Genomic DNA, 24,402 nt, shown 5'->3' on the forward strand with positions numbered 1-24,402 from the left:
GAGGTTGGCTGGTCCGGAATATAGACGGAGATGACGGTGCCGACGCCTTCGCGAGAACGGATGTTCATGGTGCCCTGATGCAGCGTTGCCAGTGAGCGAGAGATGGCAAGTCCGAGACCGGACCCACCTTTGCTCTTGGCGTATTGGTTCTGCACCTGCTCGAAGGGCTGGCCGATCTTGCCGAGTGCGGATTTCGGGATGCCGATACCGGTGTCAGCGATCGTCAGCATGACACCCTCGCTGACATCGCGCAGGCGCACGGCGATCCGCCCGCCATTGTTGGTGAACTTGACGGCGTTGGAGAGCAGGTTGAGCAGGATCTGCTTCATGGCTCGACGGTCGGCTGTCAGCGTCCTGCCTGTCAAGAAGCGCTGCTCCACCTGAATATTCTTCGAAGCAGCGGGCACGGAAGTAAAGCGCAGGCATTCCTCGATCAAAGGCACCAGGTCGATTGTCTCGCATGACAGCTTGACATGGCCGGCCTCAATTTTCGACATGTCGAGAATATCGTTGATAACGTTGAGGAGATGCTTGCCGCTGTCGTGGATATCGCGGGCATATTCGTCGTATTTTTCCGATCCGAGCGGACCGAACATCTGGTTCTGCAGAATTTCCGAAAAACCTAGAATGGCGTTGAGCGGCGTGCGCAGCTCATGCGACATGTTGGCGAGGAATTCGGACTTAGCCTTGTTGGCCGCTTCGGCGCGGTCTTTTTCGGCCAGGTAATTTGTGTTGGCAATCGAGAGTTCCGCTTTCTGGCGCTCGAGAGTCTGCCGTGAGGCGGAGAGGTCGTCGATGGTCGCGTTGTTGCGGCGCTCGGATTCGCGCAGGCGCTCCTGGTGGCGTTTCAGCAGCGTGATGTCCGTGCCGACGGAAACGGTGCCGCCATCGCGCGTCCGGCGCTCGTTGATCTGCAGCCAGCGCTCGTCGGCAAGTTGCACTTCGGTGGTGACGGAGTAGCCAGAGCGGTCCGCATCGGCGATGCGCCGCTCGATCACAGGACGGGCTGCGGCTGCCGCCACGGCCGAACGCTCGGTACCGGGCATCAGGACGCTGTCTGGAAGCCCGTAGGCCTGCTGATAGTGGGCGTTGCACATGACCAGGCGGTCGTTCTTGTCCCAGAGCACGAAGGCTTCCGACGTACATTCGATAGCATCCGCCAGCCGCTGGTCGGCTTCGGCGTAGCGCTGCGCCAGCCGGTGCTGTTCGGTGACATCCATCGCGATGCCGATCATGTGCTCCTGGCCGGAATTGGTGCGGATAACCTGGGCACGGACCCGCATCCACACATAGTGACCGCCGGCATGGCGAATACGCAGGATCTGGTCGATCTGGCCGGCCTTGCCTTTGGCGACGGCGCGCGCCAGCTCATACAGGCTGTTGTCGTTCGGATGCATCAGGCGGGCCGCGTCGCCGAAAGATAGCGTCTTGTCCGAGGCGGGCAGGCCGAGCATGTCGTACATCGAGCGCGACCAGAAGAATTCGCGGTTGGCAAAATCGAAATCCCAAAGGCCACACCGTCCGCGCGACAAGGCAGTCTCGACGCGCAGGTTGGATTCCAGAAAAGTCTCGTCTGCATCCCGGGCTCGCCGGACCTGCATGTAGTAGGCGTAGAGGATGACCAGCAGGATCGATGAAATCCCGGCAAATAGCGTCACGTTCAGGGTGAGCTCGTCGCGCCACAGGCGGCCGATCTGTTCCAGCGACACGGCCGACACGATGAACCCGCCCTTGTCGCCGATAAGCGCGATCGAGGCGTAGTAGGGCAGGCCGCCGATGGTGGTTTCGATCACGCCGCCGCCGTCCCCGAACCGGCGAATGGTTGAGACTTCAGGAAAGAAGTCCGAGATCGTCAGGCCGACGTACCGGACCCCGTCGATGGAAGAGGCAAAGACGCGGCCGCTTGCCTGCACAAGCAGCACGAAGTCGCCGCTGTCGAGCCTGTCCTGCGGCAGGAAGGTGCGAAGCCGCGCTTCGGCCGCATCCCTGTCGCCGACATCGAACAATGTCACGTCATGGGCAAAAGCGGCGGATGCGACAGACGCGGAGAGAACCGTGGAATGACGAGCCGCTGTTTCCATGCGGCCGTGCTCCATCACCATCGCTACGATATGCGAGGCAGCCACGACGGAGAGAAAGGCGAGGATCAGGATCGGGATTGCCCGCTTGAGGATGTTTTCTGCCTTGGAAAAATTGCGTGAAACGTTGCCGACGCTTACCCCCGCACGGTCGATAAGACCGTCATGCCAAGATTTAAGATCGTCAAAATTGACACGCAGCCGCCCCTCGGCCGCAGTCGCCCGCCGCACGTCCACCATATCTCGCCCTGAACCTCGTGTGATTCGCGGCGCCGCTCGCCCGAACCTGCGCCAATGAATCATTCGCGATTCGGCTTGTCCAGAGGGCGTGATAAAACTTTCTTAACTATTTGCTATTGCAGGTTTTTTAGAAGTCGAGATTGCGCGCGTCGGAGGCAATGCCCAGTCTTCGTTGCTCTTGTCGCGCAAATCACCTGTTGCGTCGCCGCAAATCACTCCTTCAAAATGCGGTCAACGATGTCACGGACGTCGGTAGAAAGCTCTTCCGCCCGCTCGATCTGCATCAGCGCCGCGCGCGCATGATCGGCGCGGACCGGCTCCAGTGATCGCCATGAACGCATCGATGTCAGGATACGGGCGGCAAGCTGCGGGTTGCGGGGGTCTATGGTCAGGATTTCCTCGGCCAGGAAGCGGTAGCCTCCGCCATCGGCGCGGTTGAAGCCCGTCGGATTGTTGAAAGCAAGGGTTCCGACCAGCGCCCGCACCCGGTTGGGATTGGCGCGCGTGAACAGCGGATCCTGCATCAGCGCCTGGACGCGCTGCAATGTTGCAGCGCCGGGAACGGAAGCCTGGATTGCAAGCCACTTGTCGACGACCAGTGCATTGTCTTCGAAGCGGGTCTTGAAGGTCGCCAGTGCCTCGTTGGCTTCCGCCGTTTCCGGAAAGCGATGCGCCAGGATTGTCAGCGCGTGGCTCAGATCGGTCATGTTGTTGGCAGCGTCGAAGGCGGCCTTGGCGCGCGCCGGCGTGTTGTCGGACAGCGACAAAAAGCCGAGCGCGGCGTTGCGGAGCGCGCGTCGGCCGGCGCTGGCGGCATCGGGGCTAAAGTCGCCCGGTGTTGCCATGCCCTCGTGGAGCGCCGCAAAGATATCCCTTCCGGCGTCGGCGATCTGCGAAAGGATCGCCTGGCGGCCGGCGTGGATCGCGTCCGGGTCGTTGTTGGCACCAAGCTCGCGAGCCAGGTCGGCCTCGCTCGGCAGGTTCAGCACCTGAGCGCGGAAGGCCGGCTCCAGTGTTTCGTCTGCGGCAGCCGTCAAAAGGGCGTCGATCAGCGTCTGGTCGCAGGCGACGGGCGCACGATTGCGGGTGTCCTGGACTGCCCGCAGCAGGATCGGCAACGCCAGATCGGTGAGCGCCTGCCAGCGCGCAAAATGATCGGACTCGAAGCGGGCAATGAGGGCAAGATCAGCTGCGCTCTGGTCGAAGTGCAGGTTGATCGGCGCCGAGAAACTGCGGTTCAGGGAGAGCACGGGACGTGACGGGATGTCGTGGAAGACGACAGTCTGGGCGCGTTCGACCAGATGCAGCACGTCCGTCGTGAACTCCGCACCCTCGACTTTCGCCGGTGTCATTGGCTTTCCGTCTTCGGAAAGCAGGCCAAGCCGCAGCGGAATATGCATCGGCTCCTTGGCAGACTGGCCGGGTGTCGCCGGTACCATCTGCTCGAGCGACAGGGTGAAGGTCCTGGCGGAAGCATCGTAGGCGCAGGAGGCGGTGACCAGCGGCGTACCGGCCTGATGATACCACAACGAGAACTGCGTCAGGTCGCGGCCGCTGACCTCTGCAAAGCAGGCAACGAAATCCTCGACCGTCGCGGCGTCGCCGTCATGACGCTCAAAATAGAGATCCATGCCTTTCTTGAACAGATCGCTGCCGAGGAGCGTCGCGATCATGCGGGTGACTTCGCTGCCCTTTTCGTAGACCGTCGTTGTATAGAAATTGTTGATCTCGCGATATTTCGTCGGGCGGACGGGATGCGCCAGCGGTCCGCCGTCTTCCGGAAACTGTTCGGATTTCAGATGCCGGACCTCCGCGATGCGCTTGACCGGGCGCGAGCGCTGGTCGGCTGAAAACTCGTGGTCGCGGAAAACCGTCAGGCCTTCCTTCAGGCAGAGCTGGAACCAGTCGCGGCAGGTGATGCGGTTGCCGGTCCAGTTGTGGAAATACTCGTGGGCAATGATCGCTTCAATGTTGGCATAGTCGGCGTCGGTCGCCGTTTCCGGATCGGCCAGAACGTACTTGTCGTTGAAGACGTTAAGCCCCTTGTTCTCCATTGCCCCCATGTTGAAGTCGGAGACGGCGACGATCATGAAGATATCGAGATCGTATTCGCGGCCGAAAACCTCTTCGTCCCACTTCATCGAGCGCTTTAGCGCATCCATGGCATAGGCAGCGCGCGGCTCCTTGCCGTGCTCGACATAGATCTTCAGCGTCACTTCGCGCTCGGACATGGTGACGAACGTGTCTTCGATGACGCCGAGATCGCCGGCGACCAGCGCAAAGAGATAGCTCGGCTTTGGATGCGGATCGAACCACGCGGCAAAGTGCTTGCCTTCGCCATACCCGGCACCGCCGAGGAAGTTACCGTTCGACAGAAGCAGTGGATTGGCAGCCTTGTCGCCGATGATGTTGACGGTGTATGGCGCCAGCACGTCGGGGCGGTCGGGAAAATAGGTGATGCGGCGAAAACCCTCGGCCTCGCACTGGGTGCAATAGATGCCGCCGGTGCGGTAAAGGCCCATCAACTGGGTATTGGCTTCCGGGTTGATGATCGTGGTGATCGTCAGTTCGAAAGGCAGCGTTGATGGTAGATCGCGCACAGTCAGGTTTTTGTCGGTGACTGAATACTGCGACGCCGGAACTTCTTCCTGGTCAAGCAGCAGGCCGGAAAGGCTCAATTCGTCGCCGTCGAGGATCAGAGGCGCTGTTGCATCGACCCCTTCGCGGCGGTGAAAGATCAGCCTGGCTTCCACCTTGGTTGCGGTCGGATCGAGTTCGAAGGTGAGGTCTACGCGCTCCAGGACAAAATCTGTGGGACGGTAGTCCGCCAAATGGACGATCTGGCCGATATCAGTGCGCATGGGGGTTCCTAGGTAGACGTTAGGGACGGTGGCCGAGCGGGCGCGAGCGTCGATTTGAAACAGCTTTATTCAATATGATTACATTAAAATCTGAACCAAAGCTAAAGCCATGTATTTCTTCGACCGCAATTTGCAATTGCTGTCCGAAATTCTTTGATAACAGAAGAATTTACCGGCGATCAGGCAAGGCGGTCGTCTGGCGAAGCAGTACGGACGGATGTCTCCGTCCCGCGCACCGGGATCGGCATGGCCTTGAAATCAGTTTTGTCGATGCGCCCCTCACCAACTTTTCGCCGCGCAGTGCGCCAGCCCGCGTAACCAGCATAGAACGCAAAAACCAGCGCCAGAAACCAGAGCAGTCCCGACGTGCCGAAGACCTGCATCATTGCACCAGCAGCCAGCGGACCGACGACGGTGCCGAGGCCGTAGAGGATCATGATGCCGCTGGAGATCGTCACATATTCGTCCGGGGCCGCGCGGTCATTGGCATGCGCGACGTTGATCGCGTAAATCGGGTAAAGCACCGTGCCGACGAAGAAGGCGGCGATATAGAGCGAGACGATGGAACGGACATCGAATAGGGTCATGACCGCACAGGCGACGACGCCGACGATGCCGCAAACGATCATCACCATGCGACGGTCGATCAAGTCGGATACCCTGCCTATCGGCATTTGCGAGATCGCCCCACCTGCCAGCACGCAGGCGAGGAGTGTCGCCCCCTGCGCCGTATTCATGCCGACGATCTGGGTGTAGACGCCGCCAAGACTATTCCAGGTGCCGGACAGGGCGCCCGATAGCAGCGAGCCGACAAAGGCAACGGGAGATAGTTGATAGAGCTTGGGAAGGTTGAATTTGGCTTGGGCTATCGGTGTCGGAGAGGCGGCCGTCGACAGCGCCGTCGGTAGCATGGCCAGCGCGAAGATGATGCCGCACAGGATGAACAGAGACGTCGATTTGGGATCGCCGAGCGGGACAAGATATTGCCCGCCGATCGATCCTACCAGGCAGGTGATCATATACACAGAGAAGATCGTTGCCCGGTTGGCATTGGTGACGCGCTCGTTCAGCCAGCTTTCGATGATCAGGTAGCTGCCGGCGATGGCAAAGCCGCTGATGAAGCGGAACGCCACCCAGGCCCGCCAGTCCACCAGCAGCGCGCAGAGCAGGATGCCGACGCCGAGCAGTGAAATCAGGGCGCCGAACACGCGTACATGGCCAACCCGCTTCACAAACAGCGGAGTGATGATGCAGGAGATGGTAAATCCGAGCGTATAGCCGGTTGCGATGAAAGAGATCGTGAATGTCGACCATCCCTCCGCCACCGAACGGATCGGCACGACATAGTTCATCAACCCCAGCCCGACCATCATCAGGAGGGTCGACAGCATCAGGCTGGCGATAGAGATCAGGCTTGCCAGCATGGCACTGTTCCGCTCTTGGCAGGGGTGGATGGCAGAGAATGTATTGTCCTCTATCCCACCATAAGCGCGCAATCAATCGCGACACTGCGCGGCGCATAAAGCGCGTCACCGAAAGCGAAATCGTATTGCCGTTTGAATGTGAATTGGCGGCTGAGGTTCTCGTGCCGCTGAGGCTGTTGCCCGGCTTGCTCTTTCAAGGCTCTCGCATCGCCACGTTCACCGAGGCACCTCAGCTATGCGGACCCTGCACGCTTTTCAGGAGGCGCGAAATTCCGCGAACATCGTGGTCGGGCGGACAAGACGGGAAGATGTGCCGGTTCCACGAGCCGTTATCTGTTCGTTTGTCGCCTCGAGGCGGCGATAGCCTTGTGACCCGCGCAAAGAAGCATTTACCTGACGGAGGGTTTCAAACCCGCAATGTATAGGACGCGAACGAATGGTCATTGCCTTGGATCCTGATCGTGGTTCCTCCCAAGACGCCCGATTAATATCGCAATGCAGCATCGATTCTACAACGCATGTTGCCGCCATGGCAGTCATGCGTAAATCACATGGCTAAATTCATAATTTCATTATAGTGCCAAAAAAATAGTCGTTTATCAGACTGCATCGATCCGGCGGCGAAAAGCCAGAAGATCCTGCCACGCCAACCGCTTGTTGATCGGCGCGGTCAGCAGATCCTGGGGATGCAGCGTCGCAATCGCCGGGACAGAGCCGGCTCCGGCGCCGATTTCACGCCAGTGTCCGCGAAGGGCATGGATGGTCTCGTTACCGCCGAAGAAGAAGCGCGCGGTGAAATTTCCAAGCAACAGCAGGACTTTCGGCTCTGCCAAAGCGATTTGTCGCTCGATGAAGGGGCGGCAGATATCCGTTTCCGGAATGGATGGCGCACGGTTGCCCGGCGGCCGCCACGGAATGACATTGGTGAGTAGTATGCCATCACGATCAAGGCCGATCGACGCCAGCATCCGGTCGAGAAGAAGGCCGGACCGTCCGGCGAACACAGCGCCCTCGCGGTCATCGTCGGCGCCCGGCATCGGGCCGATGACCATGATTCCGCTCTCCGGGTTGCCGCTCGCAAACAGTGTCGAGCGCGCGCTATTCTTCAGATTGCAGCCGTTGAAGGCTTCCAGGGCGGCTTTCAGTTCCGGCAGCGAGCGAGCGCTTTCAGCAGCAAAGCGCGCCTGGTCGATAGCCTGTTCGTCTGGAATAGCCGGCGCGCGCGCTGCAGCGGGTGGCGCAGTCGCAACCGCCTGTGCCGAAGGCCGACGTTCGGCAGCGCTGGCGAGCGGGCTTGCCGGCGTAGGCGAGGGTGCCGGCGCCGGACGCCCCGCCTGTCTCGCCGCTTTCAGCGCCTCGAATTCGGCAAAGCGGTCCACCGGATCCTCTTCCAGCATCCAACTGATGCCCGCGTCGGCATGGAAATGCAAAAGCGCGGCAAGTTCGGCCGGGGAGAGGTCTTGAACGGAGATCATTGCTGAACTCTAGCGAAGCCGGTCGGGCAAGGGAAGGGCCAAAGCCCCCACCATCCCCGGCTCAGGAGGTCCATTGGGCGATATCGTCGCGCTCGCCGATCAGCGCCAGACCGTGCGCGATCGACAGCAATTCGCCACCGGTCTCGATCCGGCTCACGTCGAAGCGCTCGGTGAACAGCCGGCGCACGGCGGGCACGAAGGACGTCCCGCCTGTCAGGAACACCTTGTCGATGCTGGCAGCCGGTGTGTTGGTCTTTTCCAGCACCTCGTCCAGGGCCGCCTCGATCCGCGCCAGTTCCGGCGCTATCCAGCCATCGAAATCGCTGCGCCGGATCGATGTCTTGCCGGCAGCGCCGAGAGGCGGAAAATTGAACTCGGCCTCTTCCGCGGATGACAATGCCATCTTGGTGGCGGAAACCGCCTGGTAGAGCGGATATCCCTCGTCATGCTCGATGAGCTCGATGAAGGTTTCGAGCTTGTCAGGCTCGATGGCCGTGCGGACCAACTTTTGCAACTCCGGAAATTCGCGCGATGTCTTGAAGATCGACAGCTGGTTCCAGCGGCCGAAATTGGCGTAATAGGAGGAGGGCATCTCGAGCAGCTTGTCGAAGCTCTTGAAGTAGCTTCCCTTGCCGATCAGTGGCGAGACGACATTGTCGATAATGCGGAAGTCGAAATGGTCGCCGGCGACGCCGACGCCGGAATGGCCTATCGGCGTTGCGGTCAGCCGGCCCGCCGCAGTCTCGAACCGTATCAGCGAATAATCGGTCGTGCCGCCACCGAAGTCGGCCACCAGCACCGTGGCGTCGCTCTTGAGGTTCTGCGCGAAGTAGAAAGCCGCCGCGACAGGCTCGTACACGTAGTGGATTTCCGGGAAACCCAGCCGCGTCAGCGCTTCGTTGTAACGCGCTGTCGCCAGCGCTGGATCCGGGTTGGCGCCGGCGAAATGCACAGGCCTTCCCGTGACGATACGGCCGATATCCGATGGCCAGTCGTCGCCGGCATAGGCCTTCAGGCGACGCATGAAAATTTCCATCAGGTCTTCGAAACTATGCCGCTTGGCGTGCACCAGCGTTCCCTGGAACAGCGCGCTGGCTGCAAAGGTCTTGATGGACTGGAGAAAACGGCAATCGCCGGGATTGTCGATGAATTGGCGGATCGCAGCGTTGCCTGCCTCGACTTTCAGTGCCGCCGCACCGAGGTGACGATCCTTCATGAAGGAGAGGGCGGTGCGCATGCTGTCTGCAGAGCCGGCAGCGCTGGTGAACGAGACCGAGCGCGTGGCCGCTCCGTCTGCCAGCGCCATCACGCTGTTCGTCGTGCCAAAGTCGAAACCTAGCGCCTGAGCCATGCTCGCACTCCTGTCTGCCGAAAATGTCTGGATGGGGCGATGTCCCGCGCCAAAGCGAAACGCCCTCTGATCGAAGAGGGCGCGTCATCGCATAGGCCATCAGGCTGCGCAAGATGGTGAAGGCCCTGAAATCTCTCCGGACAGGCCAGAGGTCATTCCGCCGCAATCGCGGTCGGAGGGTTCTCCTGCTGCGGCTGCTCTTTCCTGCGGCCGAGGCGCCTGACGAAATTGTCGAGCCGGTTCATCTCCAGGAAGATGACGGGCGTGATGAACAACGTCAGGATCTGCGACACGACGAGGCCGCCGACGACTGCGACGCCAAGCGGCTGGCGGAGTTCCGAACTCGCGCCGCCACCGATGGCAATCGGCAGGGCACCGAGCAGGGCGCAGAATGTCGTCATCATGATCGGCCGGAAACGCCGGACGCACGCCTCATGAATAGCCTCGGCCGGCGACACCTTGTCCGACGATCGCAATGTCTCGAGCGCCACGTCGATCATCATGATCGCGTTTTTCTTGACGATCCCGATCAGCATCAAGAGCCCGATCAGCGCAATGATCGACAGGTCGAAGCCAAACACTTTTAGCGCCAGCAAGGCTCCGAGCGCCGCTGCCGGCAGGCCGGAGAGAATGGTCAGGGGATGGATGAAGCTCTCGTAGAGCACGCCGAGGACGACATAGATCGTGAGCACGGCGGCCAGGATCAGGTAGGGCGTGCTGCCCTGCGATTGCTGGAAGATCTGGGCCGTACCGCCATAGGACGTGAAGACGTCAGCCGGCATGTTGATCTGCTTCTTGATCTGGTCGATAAACGCCGTCGCATCGCCCAGCGCCTCCCCGGCCGGCAGGTTGAACGACACCGTCGTCGAAACCAGCTGTCCCGTCTGGTTGATCGTCACAGGTCCGGTATTGCGCTCGATATGGGCGAAATTGGATAGCGGAACCTGCGCGCCGGAGGAGGACGAGACGCGGATGCGCGAAAGCTTCTGGTCGTCCCAGGGCTGGTTGGCATCGTATTCGATGATGACGTCGTAGCTATCGCCGGTAGACTGGATCTGCGCGGCGGCATAGTCGCTGAATGCCTCCTGCAGCGTCGTGCGCAACGAGGCATTGTTGATGCCGTAGGCAGCGGCCTTCTCCGTGTCGATGACGATATTGGCCTGCAGCGCATTGTTCTGGGCGTCGGTCGTCACGTCGGTGAAGCGCGGATCCTTCTTCATCTCCACGAGCAGCTTGTTGGCCCAGGTGTTGGTCAGGTCGGCGCTGAGGGCCTGGACTACCAGCTGATACTGGCTGGCCGTCTGTCGTCCGCCAAAACGCAGGCTCTGCTGCGGATTGATGAACACCTGGATGCCCGGGATGGTCGCCACGGCGGCCCGCATTTCCCGAAGTGTCTGGTCGAGCGGCGGACGATCCTTCTTGTCCTTAAGCTGGGCATACATCGTGCCGTTGTTCAGCGTCTGGCGGGCACTGGCACCGACGATCGACATGACATGTTCGACAGCTGGGTTCTTTTCGATCAGTGCCGCAGCCTGGCTCTGGAGATCGCGCATGGCATCATAGGAAATGTCCTGCCGGGTGCGAGTCGAAATCTGCAGGCGGCCAATGTCTTCGGTCGGGAAGAAGCTCGCCGGCAGGGTCATGAACAGGTAGATCGACAGCCCCACGGAGGCAAGGAAGCTGCCGAGCACTATGGCGCGGTTGCGCAGGCACCAGGCAACGCCCTTGTCGTAGTTACGCTCAGTCCAGTTGAAACCCCGGTTGAAAAGTCGAACGGGATACGGCGGATGACTGTGGCCGCTCGACAGGCGCGAGCCTAGCATGGGCGTCACGGTCAGCGAGACGATTGCCGACGAGACGATAGCGATTGCCACCACCATGCCGAATTCGTTGAAAATACGCCCGACGACGCCGCCCATCAGCAGGATGGGTATGAACACCGCGATCAGCGAGATCGACATCGAGATGATGGTGTAGCTGACTTCCGCCGAGCCCTGGATGGCCGCTTGGCGCACCGGCATGCCGTTCTCGACATGCCTGAGGATATTTTCCAGCATGACGATGGCGTCGTCGACCACAAGCCCGACCGCTATCGTCAACCCGAGCAGTGAGATGTTGTCGACGCTGTAGCCGAGCACATACATCATGCCGAATGTTGCAACCAGCGACAGCGGAACTGCCAGCCCGGGGATGATCGTTGCCATCACGTGGCCGGTGAAAAGGTAGATGACGAGGACCACGAGCCCGATTGTCAGTGCCAGCGTAAACTTGACGTCGCCGATCGCTTCCCGGATCGGTGCGGCCGAATCGTTCATGACAACCGTCTTCACCGATGCCGGCATCTCGGCATGCAGCTTCGGCAGCGTCTTGTTGATCTCGTCGACGACATCGACGGTATTGGCGTCGGGTTGGCGCTGGATCGACAGGATAATGGCCCGGCTGCCGTCATACCAGCTACCGACATTCTGGTTTTCGACGCTGTCCTGAACGTTGGCAACATCGCTCAAATGAATAGGCGCACCGTTGGGATTGGCGATGACCAGAGTGCGGAATTGCGCGGCGTTGGTGCGCTGCGTATCCGCATTGATGGTCATGCTCTGGGCGGAGTTCTGCAATGTGCCGACGGGCACCTGGCTGTTGGCGTTCACGACCGCAGAGTTGACGGTGTCGATGCCGATGCCCCGGGCAAGCAGTTTGTCTGGGTCGACGCCGATCCGCACGGCATAGGTCTGAGCACCGTTGACCGTCACTTCAGCGACGCCCGGCAATGTCGACAGCGATGGGGAAATGATGTTCTCGGCGATATCGTCGAGCTTGCTGCGCGGCAGGGTGTCGCTCTGCACGGCGATCAGCATGACGGGTGCGTCTGCAGGGTTGGTCTTGCGATAGCTCGGAGGCGTCGTCAAATTGTTCGGCAACTGCCGCGTTGCTGTGGAAATCGCCGCCTGGACGTCTGCGGCCGCAGCGTCGATGCTGCGGTTGAGATCGAACTGCAGGACGATGCTGGTGTTGCCGAGCGAATTGGTCGAGCTGATTTCGCTGATCCCCGGAATTGTCTCGAACTGCTTGATCAGCGGCGTCGCCACCGATGTCGCCATGGTCTGCGGCGAGGCGCCGGTCAGCTGGGCGGAAACGTTGATAGTCGGGAAATCGACCTGCGGCAGGGCTGCGACCGGGATCAGCTGGTAGCCGGCAAGGCCGGCCAGAACCACGCCGATCGCGATAAGGGTAGTTGCGACCGGACGCTGGATACAAAAAAGCGGGATCATGGCTGGGCTCCGACCGTAAAGTTTTCGGTCTTGCCGTCAGCGGCAGATGCTACCTTCTGTGCCGCACCGTCGCTGAACTCTTCCTTGATCGTCTGGCCGTCCGTCACCTGCGACTGGCCCTCGATGATGACGTGATCGCCGACGGCGAGACCCTTGGCGACGGCTGTGCGGTCGCCGTTGGCGCGCGCGACAGTTACCGGCGTGACGTGAACCTTGCTGTCCTTGCCGACCACGAAGGCAATAAAGCCGTCCGGGCCTGGTGCCACGGCGACCGTCGGCACCACGATCAGCGGCTCCTTGTCCGAGAAGTGCACGGAGACGTTTTCCGATCTTCCGGGCCACAGCGCCCCATTGGCATTGTCGAATTTCGCCTTGACGATGATTGTGCCCGAGGCGGAATCAACCGTGTTATCGAAGAAGCTGACTTCTCCCTGGCGAGGCTTGCCCTTGGCGGAGCGCGGAACGGTGCTGACGGGAACCGGACCAGCAGCGAGCGCCTCCTGCAACTGGCGCAGACTGGTTTCCTGCAGGTTGAATTTGACAAAAGCAGGATCGTACTTGGTGATCGTGACGATGGCGGTGCCGGGGCTCACATAGGCGCCGAGGCTGAGGGAGATGTCGCCGAGACGTCCGTCATAAGGCGCACGGATATCAGTGTGCTCCAGCAGCACCTCATCCGACGCAAGCTGCGCCTTGTCGGCCGCAGCAGTCGCCACAGCTGCGTCGCGCGCCTCCTGCGCCTCGTCCGCCGTTGCCTGGGTGCCCGCCTTGCTGCTCAAAAGGTTCAGCGCGCGGGTCAGCGCTGATTCTGTCTGGGCCAGCGTTGCCTGGTCCTTCGCATACACCGCCTTGTCCTTGTCGACGGTGGCCTGCGCAGTGCGCGGATCGAGTTTGGCGATCAGGTCACCGGCCTTAACCGTTGCCCCATCCTGCGCAATGATCTGCGTGATCACACCACTTTCTTGCGCGGCTATGGTCGTCGAATCGACCGGCACCACCCATCCCGTGGCCGTCACATCCATCGGCAGTGTCGTCTCGACCGCAGCAACGGTTTTGACGACGACCGGCGCGCCTGACTTCTTACGATTGCCATTCTCGGCCGTGCTGGTGCTTGCGGGCGACGTGGAGCCCTTTCCAAGCAGGGCAGAAACATAAGGAAGACGTTCCCGGTAAGTCCAAAGCGCCGCACCTGCGACAATGACGAGACACAGCGTGATCCAGAATTTCTTCATATGTGCTACCGATAAGGAACGACTTCGTAAGTAAGCGGCCTACAGATGTGCAATGAAACCAACGCAGAGATGACAGCGCCGGAGTAACACTTCACATTTCCGTTACCGCGCCATTAGAATACGTTCAGTTTATCTTGGCTGGCGAACCATTAGCGGGCAATCTATCACAGTTATTTCCGTGGAAAAATTAACACTTGGAAAGCTTCGGGCCGCCCGGCATGCCAAAAGGCGTTGAATCGCTCCGGAATTACATCCCAAGATTTCTCATTGCTTTCACATGCCTCCGCTGATTGCAGTAGGCGCGTTGTCGCCTCAACAGTCCTAACTTACCGCACTCGTGGCCAAGACTGAGAGCAGCCCGAACCAGGCGATCAATGTCGGGTTCGGCATCCGCAATCAGAGGGAGCGCGCGGCGCCGCCGTCGCAACGGATCATCGAGCCCGTGATATAGCTTGCCGGTTCGCTGCAGAGAAACGCCGCCGTCGCCGCGAATTCGTCGACCCGCCCGTAGCGCCCGACCGGGATGCGTGCCTGCTTCTCGGCACGGATATCTTCCATCGGACGGCCCGTACGCTTTGCCGCTGCGCCGTCGAGGTCGTCGAGACGGTCGGTTGCGATGCTGCCCGGCAGCAGCATGTTCGAGGTCACTCCATAGCTCGCAACTTCGCTTGCCAGCGTCTTGCTCCAGCCGGCAAGCGCCGGACGCATCGTGTTGGAAAGAGCCAGATTAGCCAGCGGCTCGATGACCCCGGAGGACGCAACGGTCAGGATGCGGCCCCAGCCCTGCGCCTTCATGGCTGGCAGCAGCGCGTTGGTGAGGGTGATGACGCGCGCCACCATGGTGATAAAGTAGCTCTCGAGATTTTCAGCGGTCATCTCTTCGGTGGTGCCGGGAGTAGGGCCGCCGCTGTTGTTGACGAGGATGTCGAGGCCGCCGAGCTTTGACGCAACTCCCTCGGTGAGTGTTTTGACGAAGTCGGGATCGGCGAGATCGGCTTGCAGCCAGAAGGCCTTGCCGTTTCCCTCGGCATTGATGGCTGCGCAGTTCGCTGCCAGCCTTTCGCCGCTGCGACCGCAGAGGAGCACGTCAGCGCCTTCGCGCGCCAGCGCCACGGCGATACCGTGTCCAAGTCCCTTCGAGGACGCCAGGATGAGTGCGCGTTTTCCCTTGATGCCGAGATCCATTTTGGTCGTCCTTCATTTTCGATGGCCTGTGCCGATCCGCTTCATATAGAGCGGCGGCCGGCGGCGCATAAGAAAAATGCGCTGTCTTTTCCATCTGTCCCTTGGCCACGGCATGAAAACTCGGCTCACGGTCGATTGTGCGAATTGGGGGAGCCAGCGTCGCATCCCGGCTCGACAATCCCATTCCGTTTTGACAAGAGATAAGGCAAAACGGGGACAGGGCCGCGCGCAGGGCCAAGTGGAGACGACGCAATGACCGATGCAATGGAACTGCCGGAACGCGAAAGCATGGAATTCGACGTCGTCATCGTCGGCGCCGGTCCGGCCGGCCTGTCGGCTGCCATCCGTCTGAAGCAGGTCAATCCGGACCTCACCGTCGTCGTGCTGGAAAAAGGCGCCGAGGTCGGCGCGCACATCCTGTCCGGAGCGGTTGTCGATCCTGTCGGCATCGACCGCTTGCTGCCGGGCTGGCGTGAAGAGGAGGGGCACCCCTTCAAGACGGAAGTCAAGGCCGACCATTTCATGCTGCTTGGCCCTGCCGGCTCCATCCGCCTGCCGAATTTCCTGATGCCGCCGCTGATGAGCAATCACGGCAATTACATCGTCTCGCTCGGCCTCGTCTGTCGATGGCTGGCCGAGAAGGCAGAGGGGCTTGGGGTCGAGATCTACCCCGGCTTTGCCGCGACGGAGGTGCTCTATAATAGCGCCGGCGCCGTTATCGGCGTTGCCACCGGCGACATGGGCGTCGAGAAGAATGGCGAGCCCGGCCCGAATTTCACCCGCGGCATGGAGTTGCTCGGCAAATACGTGCTGATCGGCGAGGGCGTCCGCGGTTCGCTGGCGAAGCAACTGATCGCCAAGTTCGACCTGTCCAAGGATCGCCAGCCGCAGAAGTTCGGCATTGGCATCAAGGAACTGTGGCAGGTGAAACCCGAGAACCATAAGCAGGGGCTGGTCCAGCATTCCTTCGGCTGGCCGCTCGACATGAAGACTGGCGGCGGCTCTTTCCTCTATCATCTCGAGGACAATACGGTGGCGGTCGGTTTCGTAGTCCACCTCAACTACAAGAACCCCTATCTCTATCCCTTCGAAGAGTTCCAGCGTTTCAAGACCCATCCCGCGATCCGCAGCACGTTCGAAGGCGGCAAGCGTCTTTCCTACGGCGCCCGCGCCATCACAGAAGGCGGCTGGCAGTCGGTGCCGAAGCTCACCTTTCCGGGCGGTGCGCTGCTCGGCTGCTCGGCCGGTTTTGTCAACGTTCCGCGCATCAAGGGCAGCCACAATGCGGTGCTGTCCGGCATGATGGCGGCCGACAATATTGCCGCTGCTATTGCCGCCGGTCGCGCCAACGACGAAGTTGTCGAGATCGAAAACGAATGGCGCAGCAGCGACATCGGCAAGGATCTGAAGCGGGTGCGCAACGTCAAGCCGCTATGGTCGAAGTTCGGCACGGTGCTCGGCGTCGCACTCGGTGGCCTCGACATGTGGACCAACTCGCTGTTCGGCTTCTCATTTTTCGGAACAGTCAGCCACGGCAAGACCGATGCCGCCTCGCTGGAACCTGCGGCAAAGCATAAGAAGATCGACTATCCGCGTCCGGATGGCGTACTGACCTTCGACCGCCTGTCGTCCGTTTTCCTGTCCAACACCAATCACGAGGAAAACGAACCGGTCCACCTGCAGGTCAAAGACATGGCGCTGCAGAAATCCTCCGAACACGACATCTACGCCGGCCCCTCGACGCGCTACTGTCCCGCCGGTGTCTATGAATGGGTGGAGAAGGACGGAGCTGAAACCTACGTCATCAACGCCCAGAACTGCGTCCACTGCAAGACTTGCGATATCAAGGACCCAAACCAGAACATCAACTGGGTGCCGCCGCAGGGTGGTGAGGGGCCGGTCTACCCGAACATGTGAGGAGCGCCGGGATGACGGGAGATCCAGCCGACAGCTTCATCATCCGGCTGGCCCGGCTTGAGGAGTTGCCACGGCTGACGGAGATCGAACTCGATGCCTTCGCGACGCTCGCCGATGCGCGCGGTGGAAGCCGCGAGGCCCATGCCTTGCCGGAAAGCCTGCTGCGGCAATCGCTGGATGACGATCTGCTGTTCGTTGCCGCAGACAAAGAGAACCAGCCGATAGCCTTCCTCGCCGGCACGCAAAGCGACGAAATGCTTTATATCCGGGAGGTAGACGTTGCACGTGCCTGGCAACGCAAGGGCGTCGGCCGGCGCCTGATGGCAACTGCCATCGAAACCGCCCGCGCCAGTCGCCTGCGCGGCGTGACGCTGACCACAGATCGCTTCGTGCCCTTCAACGCGCCGTTTTATGCCCGGCTGGGATTTTCAGAAATCGTCGACAGCGACCTTGTCCCTGAACTGCGCAAGGCGCTGGAAAAAGAAGTCTCCGTCGGCATGGGTGCAGACCGGCGTGTGGCCATGATCCTGCGTTTTGCCTGATGGTTTGCACGTCGAGCGCAATCCGCCGATGATTGGCGGGCGGCAGCCGCCCGCCTGAGAGGCCTCAGAGCAAGGTGCCGCTGAGGATCGCCAGGGCAACAGTGAAATAGATCACCAGGCCGGTGACATCGACCAGCGTCGCCACGAACGGCGCCGAGGCGCTGGCGGGATCGAGCCGCATCTTCTGCAGGATGAACGGCAGCATCGAGCCGCAAATCGAGCCAAAGGTGACGATGCCGATCAGCGCTCCGAACACCGTCAGCCCCACCAGCTGCCAGTGCGGTCCGTAGTCGAACAACCCCAGTTGCTGCCAGGCAACGATACGGATGAAGCCGACAAGCCCGAGGATTGTGCCAAGCGTCACGCCGGTCGGCAATTCGCGCACAAGCACTCTCCACCAGTCCGAAAGCTTCAGTTCACCGAGCGCCAGCGCCCGGATGATCAGCGACGTCGCCTGCGACCCGGAATTGCCGCCGGAGCTCATGATCAGCGGTATGAACAGCGTCAGCACGACCGCCTTTTCCAGTTCGCCCTCGAAATGCTGCATGGCGCTTGCCGTCAGCATTTCGCCGAGGAACAGCGCCGCCAGCCAGCCGGCGCGCTTGCGGATCATGCCGGTGAAGCTGATCTGCATGTAAGGCTTTCCGAGCGCTTCCATGCCGCCGAATTTCTGGGCGTCCTCCGTGGTGTCGGCAATCATCGTGTCGATGACGTCGTCGACGGTGACGATCCCCAGCATCTTCTGTTCGTCGTTGACGATCGGCAGCGCCAGCAGGTTGTGCTTGCGGATCAGACGCGCGACATCCTCCTGTCTCATCAAAGGATATGCCGTCACCGGTTCGCCCATCTGCGCGACCGTGAGGATCGACGCATCGTTCTCGCCGTTGATCAGCCGCCGCAGCGTGACAACATGGGTCAACGCATGCGTCAGGCTGTCGAGCACGTAGATGGCGTAGACGGTCTCGCGCGAGCGCTCCACCTGGCGGACGTGTTGCAGCGCCTGGCCGACTGTCCAGTCGTCCGGCACGCTCACATACTCCGTCGTCATGATGGCACCCGCCGTGCGTGGCGGATAGCCCATCAGGGCCTTGATCGCTTGTTGCGTGGCAAGGTCCAGCCGCGCGACGAGGGCATCCCGGACATCCTCGTCCATTTCGAGGATAATATCGGCAACGCGGTCGTTGGCGGTGGCGTTGAGCAACTTTGCCGCATGCTCCGGCGGCATCGCGGTCACGATGTCGACCGCGTTGTGCAGCTCCGGCTGGTTGAGGACGTGCACCGCCTTCTGCAGCGATAAGGTCGCCAGTGTCGCGGCTGCTTCCTTCACGTCGAGGGCATTCAGCCGCTCGACGCGTTCTGCGGTCGTGATGCCGCGCGTTTCGTGAAGGAGATTGAGGGCGGCGTGGCCGGCCCGAACGGGTAAGCTGTTGAGGTTCATGAGCTCGCCTTTCTGTCGATCCGCCGCAGCGGCGGATCGTGGCGAGCCGACAGGAGTCGGTTAGTGCACGAAGGCCGCTGACGGCATAGGCAATCGACTGCTACTGTCGCTAGGCATCGTAAGATGACTCCGGTTGATCGGCATGGATGTCGTTGACGTCCACGCCGCGAGAGATCGCGCCAAATGCCCGAAAAGTCAAGCGCGATAGGGGCTTGCAGCCGTTGCCGCATCGCTTTTTTCACGACCGTCAAAAGCTGCATCGGCGGGTTGAGGAGGGGCAGTTTAGCAATTTGAGGCAGTAAAGCCGGGTGGTGACCCGGCTCCAATGTCTTCGTGAGTCTTCGTGATCCTCAGGAAGCCGTGAAAGCTTTAGAACCCTGCCAGGACGATCTTGCCCTTCGTCGTGCCACTTTCCAGCATCGCGTGTGCCTTCTTCATGTTGGCGGCGTTGATGGTGCCGAGCGTTTCGGTCAATGTCGTGCGAACCTTGCCTGTGTCCACGAGCCCTGCCACCTCGGTGAGAAGCTTGTGCTGCTCGATCATGTCGGCGGTTTTGAACAGCGAACGCGTGAACATCAGCTCCCAGTGCACCGAGATCGATTTACGCTTGAAAGCCATGATATCGAGCGTCTTGGGGTCGTCGATCAGCGCAAAGCGACCCTGCGGAGCGATCGCCTCGACGATGTCGGCAAGATGCTTTCCGGTGTTGGTCGTCGAGAACACGAACGCCGGTGCGCCGAGGCCAAGTCCCTCGATCTGGGGCGCCAATGGCTTGGAATGGTCGATGACATGGTGGGCACCGAGTTCCCGGACCCAGCTTTGCGTTTCCGGCCGTGAGGCGGTGGCAATGACGGTCAGGTCCGTCAGCGTCCGCGCCAGCTGGATGGCAATCGAGCCGACGCCGCCGGCGCCGCCGATGATCAATATCGTCCGCGAAGCACCTGGAACAGTGTCCTGAACCTTGAGGCGGTCGAACAGTGTCTCATAGGCCGTGATGGCGGTCAGCGGCAGGGCCGCAGCCGCTGCGAAATCGAGACTTTTCGGTTTCAGTGCGACGATGCGCTCGTCCACAAGATGGAATTCGGCATTCGAGCCGCCGCGATCGATGGCTCCGGCGTAGTAGACCTCGTCTCCCGGCTTGAACATCGTGACCTCAGCACCCGTCGCCTTGACGATGCCGGCCGCATCCCATCCGAGAACCTTGTATTGCCCGGCATCGGGTGTGACGCCGGCACGGACCTTGGTATCGACGGGGTTCACGGAAACGGCCTTGATATCGACGAGCAGATCCCGCCCGCTGGCTTCCGGCATCGGCAGGTCGACGTCGATCAATGCGCTTTCGGCTGAGATCGGCAGTGGATTCTGATAGGCGACGGCGCGCATGGGGAACTCCTGTGTTTGTAGCGAGACACGTTAGATGCGCATCGTTCACTGGCAACGCAAGAAGCATCGAACGAGTTCGACGCCACCGAGGCTGTCAAAGTGCGCTGTGAATTTCCGGGGAGGAGGCAGGCTAGGCGATCCCGTCCTTGCGCTCCAGCGCAACGGATATGCCGAAGACCACGAGGCCGCCGACCGAAAGGATGGCGCCGACATAGCCGGTGGCCGCCGCCGTATATCCCCAGGCGATGGCAATGCCGCCCAGCCATGCGCCGAGCGCGTTGGCGACGTTGAAGGCGGAATGATTGGAGGCGGCGGCGAGCATCTGGGCATCGGCTGCTACGTCCATCAACCGGGTCTGGACGGCGGGACAGGCCGCAAAGCCGCAGCCGATCAGGAAGGTGCAGATGCACAGCATGACTGGCTCGGCAGCAGTCATCGAAAACAGCGTCATGATGACGACATTGAAGGCCAGCATGCCGCCGATTGTGCCCTTCAGCGAGATATCGGCCAGCCGCGAACCGACGACATTGCCGACATTCATGCCGATGCCGAACAGCGCCAGCACGACGGGGATCATTCCCACCGAGAGGTGGGCGACATCCGTCGTCGTCGAGGCAATGTAGGTGAAGATCGAGAACATGCCGCCGAAGCCGACGGCAGCGATGGCGAGCGTCAGCCAGACCTGGACGCGCACCAGAGCGCCGAGTTCGCGCAAAACGCTGGCGCCCTCGGTAACCTTGTCTTTCGGCAGGAACAAGGCGATCAGCAGAACCGTCAGGGCGCCGAGGCCGCCAACCATCATGAATGCGGCCCGCCAGTCGAGCAACTGCCCAAGGAATGTGGCGATCGGCGTACCGATCAGCGTTGCGATGGTGAGCCCGAGCATGACGCGTCCGACAGCCCGAGCGCGGCGATGGATTGGCACCATCGAGGCAGCCACCAGGGCTGCAACCCCGAAATAGGCTCCATGCGGCAGACCGGTCAGGAAGCGCAGCAGGGTGAAGCTGGCAAAGGTGGGCGCGAAAGCGCTCATGATGTTGCCGGCGGCAAATACCGTCATCAGCAGCAGCAATAATGTCCGCCGCGCAAGCTTGGCCGACAGTACCGCAATCACCGGCGCGCCGATGACGACGCCAAGCGCATAGGCGCTGATGACATATCCTGCTTCCGGCGTCGTCACATGGAAGGTATCAGCGACGTTGGGAAGCAAGCCCATGATGACGAACTCGCCTGTCCCGATGCCAAAACCGCCCATGGCAAGTGCCAGCATGACAAGCGCGACGGCCGTGCTCGATGGAGCTTCGACTGCGGATGGCGGATCGAGGTTGTCGATGACAAGGTCGGTCACGAAAGCTCCAGATAGGCTGGCTGCAGGAGGCTTTTCGCAGCGCCAGTAAATTTGGCGCCAGCCCCGCTCACAGATCGGAAAAATTGGGATGGCGCGATGCGCCTGGAGATTACTATGAATCAAAAGGATAGCCGCGTCCCCTGCGTTTTTCGCACCGCAGCATGGCCGGTTGTGCATACGTAGGTCTACGACCGGAGCTCACCTTTCTTCACGTTGCCGTGACACGAATGTCTTGATTTCGCTCGACGACAGGCCATCTTAGCGAGAGAATTGCATGGGCTGTCCAATATCGACTGTCCGAACTGAGGAAACCGGGATCCTCTATGAAGCTTATCGGACTTTTCAACCAAGACGGTGGCACATTCCGGACAACGGACATGAATGCCTATCGTATCCATGCGGAAAAGGTTTTCCGCGACGCCGGCCATGACTTCGAGTGTCAGGTGGTGTCGGGAAAGGAAATCGTGCCCGCCATGGAACGGGCGGCGCGGCGCGATGACATCGAGGGCATCATTGCCGGCGGTGGCGACGGCACGATTTCGGCGGCCGCCTCCGTCGCCTGGAAGAACAAGATCGCACTCGGCGTTGTGCCAGCCGGTACCATGAACCTCTTTGCCCGCTCACTTCAGCTGCCGCTGGATATCTGGCAGGTGCTCGACGTGATTGCCAATGGCGAGGTCGATGCGGTCGATATCGGCAGCGCCAACGGCCGGCCCTTCATCCACCAGTATTCTGCCGGGATGCACGCGCGCTTGGTGCGCTATCGCAATTCCTTCACTTTCAGCTCGCGCATAGGCAAGATGTCTGCCAGCGTGCGGGCCGCCCTCGGCGTTATCTTCAATCCACCGGAATTCGATGTCGAGTTCGATATCGACGGCAAGAAGGAGCGCCGTCACGTGTCCGCCGTGTCCGTATCGAACAACCCGTTCGGACAAAATGCATTGCTCTACGCCGACGAGCTGACGACCGGAACGCTTGGCTTCTATCTCGCCAAGCCTATGAAACCGTTGGGCGTAACCCGGCTGGCCTTCGATATGCTGCGCGGCAAGTTTCGCGATAATGTCGATGTCATGGTCATGCACACGCAGTCGCTGCACCTGCATTATCCGAAAATGAGGTCCAGGGCTCACTGCGTGATCGACGGTGAATTGTTGCGGCTCGAGCGCGACGTCGAGCTGAAACTCCACCCGCGCGAGCTCAAGGTAATGGTTGCCCATGGAACGGCGAGCCGTGTTGCCGTCGAGCAGAGCAACGAGCCCGCACCTGTCTGAGCAAGATTCTTATATGCGTGGCAAATATGTACGGTAGTCGAAATTCGAGACGCTGCGCAGGAAATGGATGGCTTCCTTTTCCTTCGTATCCGCAAACAGCGTCTGGTACCTCTCGCCAAAAATCTCCCTTGTGAAGGCCGAGGCGCGAAACCGCTCAACGGCTGTCAGAAAATCATGGGTCAGCTTCGGTGCGTCGATAGCGGCCGCATGGGCGGTGGTCTCAGGCCCGGGATCGAGATCTTCCGTCAGGCCGCCCAGCATGCCGCCGAGGATGGCGGCAATTGCGAGATAGGGATTGGCATCCGCGCCGGCAACGCGGTGCTCGATGCGAGCGCCTGCACCGTTTTTTTCGGGAATACGCAGCGCCGTGCCGCGGTGATCGTAGCCCCAGTTAATGTCGACCGGTGCAAACGATCCTGGCTGGAAGCGGCGATAGGAATTGGCAAAGGGTGCAAACACCAGTTGCGTTTCCTGCATCGTCCGCAGCAATCCGGCACACACCGATTTTAGCTTGGCGGGATCGCCTCCCTCGGCGTCAAGAATATTGCGGCCATCCTTGTCGAGAATGCTGACATGGACGTGAAGTCCGGAGCCTGCATGATCGGTATAAGGTTTGGCCATGCAGGTCGATTTCAGCCCGTGCTGTCTTGCTGCCTGGGCCGCGATCCTTTTCAGGCCGATACAGTCATCGGCGGCAGCCAGAGCGTCGGGCCTGTGCAGCAGGTTCACTTCGAACTGGCCCGGCCCGAACTCGGCAGTCGTCGCATCGGCGGGCAGACCCTGTGCCCGTGCATAGGCGCGCAGCGTCTCGAGATAATCGCCGAGCACGTCGACGGCATCCATGTCGTAGAGCTGAAAGCCGTCCGGCTCGCCACGATAGGTGAGGGCCGCGGGCGGCGACGGGATGCCGGTCTCGCGCCAATCCGCCGCCAGCAGGTAGAACTCCAGCTCCGTCGCGACCACCGGCGTCAGCCCCATCAGCCGATAGCGCTCGACAACGGCAGCAAGGATGGCACGCGGATCCATGAAGCTCGGACCGCCACTCAGCTCATGCATCGTCGCCAGCACCTGGCAGGATCCGGCCGGCGCCCAGGGCATCGGTGCCAGGGTGCGCGGATCGGCGATGCAGCTTCCGTCGGGATCGCCGATCGTCATCGACAAGCCGTTCAACTCATCATTGTCGTAACCCCAGATATCCAGGGTTTGCGTCGACAGGGGCAGCCGCACGTCGCCGGCCCAGACCTTTTTTTCAGCCGAAAGCGGGATCTGCTTGCCGCGCAGCCGGCCGTTCATGTCGACGGTCAGCACCTCGATGCGAGCCGCAGCGTCCAGCGTGTCGTCTTTTGCGGTCCCGACCGTCATGCTCTTGAAAATCCTCGAATGCCCGG

Annotated in this window: 15 protein-coding genes and 1 pseudogene; 3 read left to right on the top strand and 13 right to left on the bottom strand. The window is 60.9% G+C overall.

Annotated elements, in window-relative coordinates:
* Positions 1-11 precede the first annotated feature (11 nt).
* The 9 genes and pseudogenes from PR018_RS03565 to PR018_RS03605 form a co-directional block, all read right to left on the bottom strand.
* Positions 12-2,318 (bottom strand): annotated as a pseudogene (locus tag PR018_RS03565) (PAS domain-containing sensor histidine kinase); the annotation flags it as partial.
* Positions 2,319-2,530: 212 nt separating this feature from the next.
* Complete coding sequence (pepN, locus tag PR018_RS03570) at positions 2,531-5,179, bottom strand: aminopeptidase N (protein WP_142829838.1); 2,649 nt, start codon at positions 5,177-5,179, stop codon at positions 2,531-2,533.
* A 179-nt stretch (positions 5,180-5,358) separates the two neighbouring features.
* A complete protein-coding gene (locus PR018_RS03575) occupies positions 5,359-6,603 on the bottom strand; it encodes an MFS transporter (RefSeq protein ID WP_142829836.1) in 1,245 nt (414 codons plus the stop codon).
* A gap of 255 nt (positions 6,604-6,858) precedes the next feature.
* Entirely contained in the window at positions 6,859-7,047 is a 189-nt protein-coding gene (locus tag PR018_RS03580) for a hypothetical protein (protein WP_142829834.1), read from the bottom strand.
* A gap of 155 nt (positions 7,048-7,202) precedes the next feature.
* Complete coding sequence (locus PR018_RS03585; protein WP_142829832.1) at positions 7,203-8,078, bottom strand: uracil-DNA glycosylase; 876 nt, start codon at positions 8,076-8,078, stop codon at positions 7,203-7,205.
* Positions 8,079-8,139: 61 nt separating this feature from the next.
* Positions 8,140-9,429, bottom strand: a complete 1,290-nt coding sequence (locus PR018_RS03590) for an Hsp70 family protein (RefSeq protein ID WP_142829830.1) — start codon at positions 9,427-9,429, stop codon at positions 8,140-8,142.
* Between the two features lie 152 nt (positions 9,430-9,581).
* Positions 9,582-12,698 (bottom strand): efflux RND transporter permease subunit, encoded by a 3,117-nt coding sequence (locus PR018_RS03595; RefSeq protein WP_142829828.1) that lies wholly within the window; start codon positions 12,696-12,698, stop codon positions 9,582-9,584.
* Positions 12,695-13,930: an efflux RND transporter periplasmic adaptor subunit gene (locus PR018_RS03600; protein ID WP_142829826.1), complete on the bottom strand. Its 1,236-nt coding sequence runs from the start codon at positions 13,928-13,930 to the stop codon at positions 12,695-12,697. Before PR018_RS03600 ends, PR018_RS03595 begins: the two co-directional genes overlap by 4 nt.
* A gap of 396 nt (positions 13,931-14,326) precedes the next feature.
* On the bottom strand, positions 14,327-15,115 hold the full coding sequence (locus PR018_RS03605; protein ID WP_142829824.1) for an SDR family oxidoreductase: 789 nt from the start codon (positions 15,113-15,115) through the stop codon (positions 14,327-14,329).
* Between the two features lie 252 nt (positions 15,116-15,367).
* On the opposite strand from PR018_RS03605, the gene PR018_RS03610 reads away from it, so the two are divergent.
* Both PR018_RS03610 and PR018_RS03615 read left to right on the top strand, forming a co-directional pair.
* Complete coding sequence (locus PR018_RS03610) at positions 15,368-17,032, top strand: electron transfer flavoprotein-ubiquinone oxidoreductase (RefSeq protein ID WP_142829823.1); 1,665 nt, start codon at positions 15,368-15,370, stop codon at positions 17,030-17,032.
* A gap of 11 nt (positions 17,033-17,043) precedes the next feature.
* Complete coding sequence (locus PR018_RS03615) at positions 17,044-17,574, top strand: GNAT family N-acetyltransferase (RefSeq protein ID WP_142829821.1); 531 nt, start codon at positions 17,044-17,046, stop codon at positions 17,572-17,574.
* Positions 17,575-17,638: 64 nt separating this feature from the next.
* Here the strand turns inward: PR018_RS03615 and mgtE are convergent, their stop codons facing one another.
* The 3 genes from mgtE to PR018_RS03630 form a co-directional block, all read right to left on the bottom strand.
* On the bottom strand, positions 17,639-19,012 hold the full coding sequence (gene mgtE, locus PR018_RS03620) for a magnesium transporter (protein WP_142829819.1): 1,374 nt from the start codon (positions 19,010-19,012) through the stop codon (positions 17,639-17,641).
* Between the two features lie 369 nt (positions 19,013-19,381).
* A complete protein-coding gene (locus tag PR018_RS03625; protein WP_142829817.1) occupies positions 19,382-20,395 on the bottom strand; it encodes a zinc-binding alcohol dehydrogenase family protein in 1,014 nt (337 codons plus the stop codon).
* Positions 20,396-20,525: 130 nt separating this feature from the next.
* Positions 20,526-21,728, bottom strand: coding sequence for an MFS transporter (locus PR018_RS03630; RefSeq protein WP_224128086.1), 1,203 nt, complete (start codon positions 21,726-21,728; stop codon positions 20,526-20,528).
* Positions 21,729-22,066: 338 nt separating this feature from the next.
* Between PR018_RS03630 and PR018_RS03635 the strand changes: the two genes are divergently transcribed.
* Complete coding sequence (locus PR018_RS03635) at positions 22,067-23,014, top strand: diacylglycerol/lipid kinase family protein (RefSeq protein ID WP_142829814.1); 948 nt, start codon at positions 22,067-22,069, stop codon at positions 23,012-23,014.
* A gap of 9 nt (positions 23,015-23,023) precedes the next feature.
* On the opposite strand, the gene PR018_RS03640 is transcribed toward PR018_RS03635, so the two are convergent.
* Positions 23,024-24,376 carry a glutamine synthetase family protein gene (locus PR018_RS03640; RefSeq protein WP_244615346.1) on the bottom strand — a complete coding sequence of 451 codons (1,353 nt, stop codon included), beginning with the start codon at positions 24,374-24,376 and terminating at the stop codon, positions 23,024-23,026.
* Between the last annotated feature and the right edge of the window lie 26 nt (positions 24,377-24,402).

It is taken from the genome of Rhizobium rhododendri (assembly GCF_007000325.2).
Lineage (GTDB): Bacteria > Pseudomonadota > Alphaproteobacteria > Rhizobiales > Rhizobiaceae > Rhizobium > Rhizobium rhododendri.

Coding starts and splice junctions, on each gene's coding strand:
- pepN (WP_142829838.1), bottom strand. CDS start 5,179: ATGCGCACTGATATCGGCCAGATCGTCCATTTGGCGGACTACCGTCCC.
- PR018_RS03575 (WP_142829836.1), bottom strand. CDS start 6,603: ATGCTGGCAAGCCTGATCTCTATCGCCAGCCTGATGCTGTCGACCCTC.
- PR018_RS03580 (WP_142829834.1), bottom strand. CDS start 7,047: ATGACCATTCGTTCGCGTCCTATACATTGCGGGTTTGAAACCCTCCGT.
- PR018_RS03585 (WP_142829832.1), bottom strand. CDS start 8,078: ATGATCTCCGTTCAAGACCTCTCCCCGGCCGAACTTGCCGCGCTTTTG.
- PR018_RS03590 (WP_142829830.1), bottom strand. CDS start 9,429: ATGGCTCAGGCGCTAGGTTTCGACTTTGGCACGACGAACAGCGTGATG.
- PR018_RS03595 (WP_142829828.1), bottom strand. CDS start 12,698: ATGATCCCGCTTTTTTGTATCCAGCGTCCGGTCGCAACTACCCTTATC.
- PR018_RS03600 (WP_142829826.1), bottom strand. CDS start 13,930: ATGAAGAAATTCTGGATCACGCTGTGTCTCGTCATTGTCGCAGGTGCG.
- PR018_RS03605 (WP_142829824.1), bottom strand. CDS start 15,115: ATGGATCTCGGCATCAAGGGAAAACGCGCACTCATCCTGGCGTCCTCG.
- PR018_RS03610 (WP_142829823.1), top strand. CDS start 15,368: ATGACCGATGCAATGGAACTGCCGGAACGCGAAAGCATGGAATTCGAC.
- PR018_RS03615 (WP_142829821.1), top strand. CDS start 17,044: ATGACGGGAGATCCAGCCGACAGCTTCATCATCCGGCTGGCCCGGCTT.
- mgtE (WP_142829819.1), bottom strand. CDS start 19,012: ATGAACCTCAACAGCTTACCCGTTCGGGCCGGCCACGCCGCCCTCAAT.
- PR018_RS03625 (WP_142829817.1), bottom strand. CDS start 20,395: ATGCGCGCCGTCGCCTATCAGAATCCACTGCCGATCTCAGCCGAAAGC.
- PR018_RS03635 (WP_142829814.1), top strand. CDS start 22,067: ATGAAGCTTATCGGACTTTTCAACCAAGACGGTGGCACATTCCGGACA.
- PR018_RS03640 (WP_244615346.1), bottom strand. CDS start 24,376: ATGACGGTCGGGACCGCAAAAGACGACACGCTGGACGCTGCGGCTCGC.